8 protein-coding genes are annotated in these 7290 nt (G+C 66.7%); 4 read left to right on the top strand and 4 right to left on the bottom strand.

All coding sequences use genetic code 11. The features are described from left to right. The 4 genes from Q0Q48_RS27525 to Q0Q48_RS27510 all read left to right on the top strand — a co-directional run. The coding region (locus Q0Q48_RS27525; RefSeq protein ID WP_295145523.1) for an ABC transporter permease subunit at positions 1–483 on the top strand (483 nt) is incomplete at its 5' end. A gap of 51 nt (positions 484–534) precedes the next feature. Continuing rightward, a complete protein-coding gene (locus tag Q0Q48_RS27520) occupies positions 535–1566 on the top strand; it encodes an extracellular solute-binding protein (protein ID WP_295145522.1) in 1032 nt (343 codons plus the stop codon). Continuing rightward, the gene (locus Q0Q48_RS27515) at positions 1563–2663 is read left to right on the top strand and encodes an ABC transporter ATP-binding protein (RefSeq protein WP_295145520.1); all 1101 of its coding nucleotides are present in this window, start codon (positions 1563–1565) and stop codon (positions 2661–2663) included. The genes Q0Q48_RS27520 and Q0Q48_RS27515 overlap by 4 nt, the downstream gene beginning before the upstream one ends. A 108-nt stretch (positions 2664–2771) precedes the next feature. After that, a complete protein-coding gene (locus Q0Q48_RS27510) occupies positions 2772–3221 on the top strand; it encodes an ester cyclase (protein WP_295145519.1) in 450 nt (149 codons plus the stop codon). A gap of 47 nt (positions 3222–3268) precedes the next feature. Here Q0Q48_RS27510 and Q0Q48_RS27505 read toward each other — a convergent pair whose 3' ends face one another. From Q0Q48_RS27505 to Q0Q48_RS27490, 4 genes are read right to left on the bottom strand one after another with little or no spacing between them, the layout of a single operon-like run. Next, positions 3269–4462, bottom strand: coding sequence for an aminotransferase class V-fold PLP-dependent enzyme (locus Q0Q48_RS27505; RefSeq protein ID WP_295145517.1), 1194 nt, complete (start codon positions 4460–4462; stop codon positions 3269–3271). A gap of 22 nt (positions 4463–4484) precedes the next feature. After that, positions 4485–5549 carry a ring-opening amidohydrolase gene (locus tag Q0Q48_RS27500; protein WP_295145515.1) on the bottom strand — a complete coding sequence of 355 codons (1065 nt, stop codon included), beginning with the start codon at positions 5547–5549 and terminating at the stop codon, positions 4485–4487. 1 nt (position 5550) lies between these two features. Beyond that, positions 5551–6393: an ABC transporter permease gene (locus Q0Q48_RS27495; RefSeq protein WP_295145514.1), complete on the bottom strand. Its 843-nt coding sequence runs from the start codon at positions 6391–6393 to the stop codon at positions 5551–5553. A 1-nt stretch (position 6394) separates the two neighbouring features. Further along, positions 6395–7249: an ABC transporter permease gene (locus Q0Q48_RS27490; RefSeq protein WP_295145512.1), complete on the bottom strand. Its 855-nt coding sequence runs from the start codon at positions 7247–7249 to the stop codon at positions 6395–6397. Positions 7250–7290 lie beyond the last annotated feature (41 nt).

Here is a 7290-nt window from a genome sequence, read left to right as displayed (position 1 = left end):
ATTCCCGGCCTGGTCGTCGGCGTGGCCTATCTGTGGGCGTGGATCGGCCTGCCGGGCGGCCTCTACGGCACGCTGACGATCCTGGCGCTGGCCTTCGTCGCGCGCTTCATTCCGGACACGGTCAAGGCGCTCTCGACCTCCTTCATGCAGATCCACAAGGAGCTGGAAGAAGCCTCGTGGATCTGCGGCCGTGGCCTGCTCGGCACGATCCGCAGCATCATGCTGCCGCTCGCCAAGCCTGGAGTCGTCGCCTCGATGACCCTGCTCTTTGTGCTCGCGGTGCGCGAGCTCGGCTCGTCGCTGTTCCTTTACACCAGCAACACCACCGTCATGGCGGTGCTGCTGCTCGACTATTACGAAGGCGGAAACGTCGGCAAGACCGCCGCCTTCAGCCTGGTGCAGACCGTGATCCTCGGGGTCCTGCTCGGCATCACGAACTGGCTGTCGCGTGGCGCGGCCCAGGGCAGCGCCCGCGCCGGCTGACGCCGCACGAATGAAGATCGGGGAAAATTGGGGAAAACGGAGGAAATGACCATGAAGCGCAGAACCGTACTGGCCGGCATCGCCGGCACCGCCGCCGCGGGCTTCGCCGCGCCGTCGCAGGCTCAGCAGGACCCGTTCGGCTCGAAGGAGCTGATCGCGGCGGCCGAGAAGGAAGGCTCGCTGACCTTCTATACGGCCGACTTCGCCGAGACCCAGCAGGAGGTCATCAAGGAGTTCAACAAGCGCTTCCCGAAGATCAAGGTCGCGATGGTGCGCGCCCCGGGCGGCCAGCTCATCCAGCGCATCAAGACCGAAGCGGCGGCGGAAAAACTTGCGGCCGACGTGGTCAATCATTCCGACCGGGGCCTGATGCTGGCGATGGCCGACCTGTTCCAGGACTACGCGCCGCCGAACGCCGCCGACTACCGGCCCGATGCGCTCGTGTCACCGAAGCTGTGGCCGAGCGCCACGCTGGGCTGGGCGATCGCCTACAATACGCAGCTCGTGAAGAATCCTCCCAAGACCTGGATGGATCTGCTGAAGCCGGAATACAAGGACAAGCAGATCGGCCAGGTGATCGGACCGTCGGGCGGCACGACCTGGACCCGCATCATGTTCGAGCGCCAGGTGCTCGGCGAAGATTACTGGAAGAAGCAGGCCGCGCTCGGCATCTCGCTGTATCCCTCCGGCGCGCCCTGCTCCGACGCGCTGGTCCGCGGCGAGATCTCGATCGCCCCGCTGCTCTACAACATCATCTACACCAAGATCGTCGAGGGTGCGCCGGCCGAGGCGATCTTCGCGCCCGAGGGCGTGCCGATCGTTCCCTATGCCGACGGCATCACCAAGGCGTCGAAGAACCCGAATGCCGCCCGGCTCTTCATGAACTGGCGCCTGTCGAAGGAGGGCCAGACCTTCATGATCAACAAGCTGGGCAACATCACCTCCTTGAAGGAGCCGCCGGCCTATCCGAAGGGCTGGGATCCGAAGACGGTTAAGGTCTGGGTGCCGAAGTTCGAGGAATTCGACAAGCTGCGCGCGACCTGGATCGAGGAGTGGAACAAGACCTACGGCTACCGCCAGTGAGCGCTGCCCTTCTCATCGAACACCTCGTCAAGCAGTTCGGCACGGGCAAGCCCGCCGTCGACGACGTCAATTTCGAGGTGCCGGCCGGGGAGATCGTCGTTCTCCTCGGCCCGTCAGGATGCGGCAAGACGACGACGCTGCGCTGCGTCGCCGGCCTCGAGCATCCGACCGGCGGCCGCATCTCGATCGGCGGCCGGGTCGTGTCCGAACCGCAGCGCGGCGTGCTGGTGAGCCCGCGCGAGCGCGACATCGGCATGGTGTTCCAGTCCTATGCGGTGTGGCCGCACATGACGGTTCGCCAGAACGTCGCCTATCCACTGAAGCATCGCCGCAGCGGCGGCGGCGACATTGACGCCAAGGTGCGCGAGACGCTCGAGCTCGTCGGCCTTGGCGAGTACGCCGACCGTTCGGCGACGTTGCTGTCGGGCGGCCAGATGCAGCGCGTCGCGCTGGCCCGCAGCCTCGTCTACCGCCCGCAGCTCCTGCTGCTCGACGAGCCGCTTTCGAACCTCGACGCCAAGCTGCGCATCCGGCTGCGCGACGAGTTGCGCCGCATCCTGAAGGCCACCGGCATGACCGGCCTGTACGTCACGCACGACCAGGCGGAAGCCGTGGTGCTGGGCGACCGGATCGGCGTCATGAAGGACGGCAAGCTGCTGCAGATGGCGCCGCCGGGCGAGATCTACAACAGGCCGGCCGACTCGTTCGTCGCCAACTTCACCGGCGCCTCCAACTCCCTGCTGGGCAAGGTGCTTGAGCGCAAGGGCGAGACGGTGATCGTCGATCTCGGCGCCCCGGGGCGGATCGAAGCCTGGACGCCGCAGTCCCTCGCCGCCGGGGATACCGCGCACGTGGCGTTGCGCGCGGAAAACATCCGCCTCGGCGAACGCGGCCCGGTCAATGCCTTCACCGGCAAGGTCGTCGACCGCCGCTACCAGGGCATGCAGACCGTCTACGACGTCGAGTTCGGCGGCCAGAAGCTCGAGGTTCTGGAACTCGGCACCGCGGCCCGGCACCAGCCGGGTGAAGTGGCCCTCACGCTGCCGCCAGACACCTGCTGGGCCTATCGCGACGAAGGTCAGGCGGCGGTGGACTGAGTCAAAGACCAAATTCGAGGCGGCGGCCGGATATTCATCTGAACCACCGACGCACATGTTGCCGATCGCGGATTACCCGCGACGGCAACAGCGCGAAGGAAGTTCAGCATGTCCAAGGAACAGGAAAACAAGATCATCGTCGGACGGTGGTTCGCGGAATTCTGGGGCAAGCCCTGGAATCCCGGGATCGTCGACGAACTCGCCGCACCCGAGATCCTCTTGCAGTATTCTTTGCACGCCCCCAGACGTGGCCGTGAAGATGTGAAGAGCTTCATGGTCGGATTCCGCGAGGCGTTCCCGGATCTCGAATTCGGTGGCGCGGCGGATCTAATTGCCGAGGGCGACTACGTGGTCGGCCGCTGGGAAGGCGGCGGCACGCACACCGGCCCCGCCTTCGACGATTTCCTGGTGGGTTCCCTTCCGGCGGCTACCGGTCGGAAGATGCACTTCACCGGCACCACCGTGCTGCGAATCGAGAACGGCAAGGTCGCGGAAGAAATCGGACTGGACGACGGCGTGACCGCACTGCAGCAGCTCGGCCTCCTGCGGGCCGCCTGATCGACAACGGCGTCGGACCGGATGCCAGCGGTGCCCGGTCCGTTGCTTTAATTCCGAAACGCGGCTGCAAGAGCCTCCCGGATCGCCGCCGCGAGCTGCGCATCGTGCTCGGGCAACAGGACCTGGGGATCGAGCGTGAGCACGCCGCGCGCGGCGTGCCGCTCCGACAGATGAATCGGCGGATCACCCTTCTGCAGTTTCGCGCTGACGGCGAGCGCGTCCGGTACGGCGATCTCCAGCACCGGCACACGGCCCGTCTGCGATGCGGGCACGAGCTTCACGTCGAAGCCGTTCAATGCCGTGGCGATTTCTTCGAGCCGCACCTGAAGCGCGGCGTTCGCCGTTGCATCGTCTGCCTCGACGAAGCGCTCGAGCGCCGTAAGAAGTCCGACGATCTCCTCCTTGCCGGCCTTGAAGCCACGCCCGATTCCGTGATGCGGGACACCGCGCAGGTTGGCGCGGTCGACGAGGCGCGGCGGCGTCCACGTGTCGGGCGCCACATCCATGTCGAGTTGCTGCAGCAAGGCAGACGCCACGAGGTCGCGCCGGCCGGCGAGGATGCCGGACGCCTGCGGACCGCCCAGCGCCTTGCCCCCGGAAAAGGCCACGAGATCCGCTCCCATATCGATGAAGCGCCGCAGATTTTCCTTGGGTGGAAGCTGCGCCGCCGCGTCGACGATCAGGGGAATGCCGTTAGCGCGGCACGTCGCGATCGCCGTCGGCAGGTCGACGACGCTGTTGGCGTTGACCGAGAAGGCCATCGCCACGACCGCTGGCGACAAAGCGGCCTCGATCTCCCACGCCTCCAGTCCGCGCACGCCGGCGCCGGTGCCGCGGTCGTTGTGGCCGATATCGATCAGGCGCGCGCCCGACGCGGCCAGCGCATGGGCATAGCCGGTGCGGTGGGTGCGCAGGATCAGGATGTCATGAGCGAAAGCACCGGCGTGCGGGAGCGCCGCCATCTTCGCGACGTCCCAGCGGGCGATCGAAGCGGCTGCCGCGAGCGTCAGGGCCGCGGCCGCGCCGGTCGTGACGAGGCCCGCCTCGGCGCCGGTCGCCGCAGCAATGCGTCCGCTCGCGGCGTCCTGCAGTTCGCCGATGTCGACCGACGCGCGCGAGGCCGCGGCCATGGCGGCCACGACCTCGGTTGCCATCACCGCGCCGCCCAGGCGCGTCAGTGCACCCGCGGCGTTGATGCGGCGTCGCACGCCGAGAAGATCGTAGGGGCTCGTGTCGCTCATGCGGCGAGCTTAGCCCAGCCGCTCAGACCCGCCCAATGATCGCGATCGGACCGCCGCCGGCCGGGCCCTGATGCTCCGCACCGCCGGAGACATAGAGCATCGTGTCGCCGATGGCGCCGGCCAGCACGCCACCCACCAGGGCGCGGGCGTGGCGGGTCGAATGGATGTCGCTGTCGTCCAGCATCGTATGCCGCCGGCCACGGATCTCGCCGGTCGGAGAGGCCTCGGCCTTGGCGAGCACCGCGACCGTCTCGCCGCCAAGGCGGGCCAGCACGCGCCGCGCCGCTTCGGCGTCGATCGCGTCGCCCATGACGTCGTGGTCGATCACGAGATCTCCGCTCCAGCCCGGCGCGTTGCCCAGCACCACGATCTCATTGCGCAAGAGCTCGACACCCGCCGAGGTGCTGGCGAGACGGGAGAACAGCGACCAGTCCTTGCAGACGGCCGCCTCCGGCGCGCTCTGGATCTCACCCAGGGCCAGGGCGACACCCAGCGCCGAGGCGCCGCGCGACAGAGCCATCGAATGATAGGTGTCCTCGGTCGCAGTCGTCGCACCGCGACGCGCGGCCTCCTCGATGCGCTCCTTGGTCAGCAGCGGGCACTTGATCTGCACGAAGTGAACGTCGGAGGGGCCGGCGATCCCGGCATCCGCAATCGCGAGCGTCACCGCCGCGGCCGTCTCCTCGATCTGCGCCATCCGGCCGATTTCCTCCGGCTTGAACGCGCGCGTCAGGCCGACGCCGATGGCGAGGCGTGGTTCCATCGCTACCGCCTCAGCGGTGGTCTCACGGCAGAAGACAATGAGATGTGGTGACAGCCCGCCCTCGGTGCCGCCCGACATGACGATGGCGACCCGCTTCTCGATCTCGGCCAGTTTGCAGCCCAGCGACTCCGCCAGCACCAGCTTCAACGCCAGGGTGGCATAGCCCCGGGTGAAATCGTTGACGCAGCCGTTGCCCTCGGTCTTGCCGACAATGGCCACGATGGTCCTGGCGTCGATCTCACCCGATGCGATGGCGGCCGCGAGCGGTGCCGTATCCTGCGGGCCCGCGGTGGGCAGGCGCAGCACTCTTGCACGGCGTGTCATCTCAGGCGGCCTTTCCGGCGTCGCTGCCATGGCGCGCCCGGCGGCGGCGCAGCCATGTCACCGACAGAAGTGCGAGTGCGATCACGACGAAGGAGACGCCCGTGGTCACGGTGCCCAGTGCATAGAGCACCGGCGTCGTCACGTTGGTGGTCATGCCGTAGATTTCGAGCGGCAGCGTATTGAAGGTGCCGGCCGTGTAGAGGCTGCGTGCGAACTCGTCATAGGAGAGCGTGAATCCGAACAGGCCGACGCCGATCAGGCTCGGCAGCAGGATCGGGACGACGACATGCCGGATGGTCTGCCACGAAGTCGCCCCGAGATCGCGCGCGGCCTCCTCATAGCGCCGGTCGAAGCGGTTGAAGACGGCGAACATGATCAGGAGCCCGAACGGCAGGGTCCAGGTGAGGTGGGCGCCGAAGGCCGAACTATACCAGGCGGGATCCCAGCCGAGGACGCGATAAAGCAGGCCGATGCCCAGGCTGATCAGGATCGAGGGCACGATCAGGCTGGCAATGGCGAGATAGAAGATGATCGCGGAGCCGCGGAAGCGCGAGCGGAAGGCCAGCCCGGCGGAGAAGGACGCCGCAACCGTCACCAGCATGACCGCGACGCCCAGGATCATCGAGCGCTGCAGCGAGCCCGCGAAGTCGCCCACCATCTGCTTCTCGAACAGGTTCCTGAACCAGTGCAGCGAGACGCCGTTCATCGGGAAGGTGAGCCCGCCCCCCGGTCCCTGGAAGGACAGGATGAGGATGGTCAGCGTCGGACCGTAGAGGAACAGCACGAACAGGCAGAAGAAGGCGCCGAGGAACCAGAAGGCAGGACCGCGCTTGCCGTGCTGCACGTCACAGCTCCTTGCGGATGTCGACCAGGCGCATCATGGCCGCGACGATGAACAGGACCAGCAGCAGCAGCACGACGGCGTTGGCCGCGGCGGCGGGATACTGCAGCAGCGACATGGCGTTCGCCATCATCAGGCCGACCGAGGCGCTGAGGCCACCGCTCATCATGCGCACGGTGACGAAGTCACCCATCACGATCGTCACGACGAAGATCGAGCCGATGGCGATACCGGGCTTGCACAGCGGCAGGATGACGTTGACCAGCGTCTGCCAGCCGGTCGCGCCGGCGTCGCGCGCCGCCTCGAGCAGGCTGCGGTCGATACGCATCATCGAGTTGAAGATCGGCACCACCATGAACAGCGTGTAGAGGTGCACATAGGCCAGCACGACCGAGAAGTCGGAATAGAGCAGAAACTCCAGAGGCTCCTTGATGAGGCCGAGATTGATCAACGTCGTGTTGGCGAGCCCGTGACGGCCGAGGAACGGGATCCACGAGATCATGCGGATGACGTTGGAAGTCCAGAACGGGATGGTGCAGATCAGGAACAGCACCGTCTGTATCGTCGGCGAGCGAACGTGGAAGGCCACGAAGTAGGCGACGGTGAAGCCGATGCCCAGGGTCAGCGCCCAGGTGATCAGCGCGAACTGGATCGTCTGCTGGTAGGTCCGCCATGTGACCGGCGAGAGCAGCAGCTCCTCGTAATTCTGCAGCAGGAAAGCCGGAATGATCTGGGTCGTGTTGTAGTCAAAGAAGCTCACCACCACGATCGTGGCGATCGGGACGATGAGGAACAGCAGAAACACCAGCGCGAGCGGCGCGACCTGCAGGTAAGTGACCCAGGACTTGAAGCGGTTCATCTCTTCATGCCCCTCTCCCCCCGCGGCGTGCAGTCACGCCG

This window comes from uncultured Reyranella sp., from assembly GCF_945957355.1.
Lineage (GTDB): Bacteria > Pseudomonadota > Alphaproteobacteria > Reyranellales > Reyranellaceae > Reyranella.
This window is presented reverse-complemented; position numbering and strand designations above follow the sequence as displayed.

Excerpts from the sequence above, each read along its gene's own strand:
- Q0Q48_RS27505 (WP_295145517.1), bottom strand. The coding sequence starts at position 4,462 with ATGAGCGACACGAGCCCCTACGATCTTCTCGGCGTGCGACGCCGCATC.
- Q0Q48_RS27520 (WP_295145522.1), top strand. The coding sequence starts at position 535 with ATGAAGCGCAGAACCGTACTGGCCGGCATCGCCGGCACCGCCGCCGCG.
- Q0Q48_RS27490 (WP_295145512.1), bottom strand. The coding sequence starts at position 7,249 with ATGAACCGCTTCAAGTCCTGGGTCACTTACCTGCAGGTCGCGCCGCTC.
- Q0Q48_RS27500 (WP_295145515.1), bottom strand. The coding sequence starts at position 5,549 with ATGACACGCCGTGCAAGAGTGCTGCGCCTGCCCACCGCGGGCCCGCAG.
- Q0Q48_RS27510 (WP_295145519.1), top strand. The coding sequence starts at position 2,772 with ATGTCCAAGGAACAGGAAAACAAGATCATCGTCGGACGGTGGTTCGCG.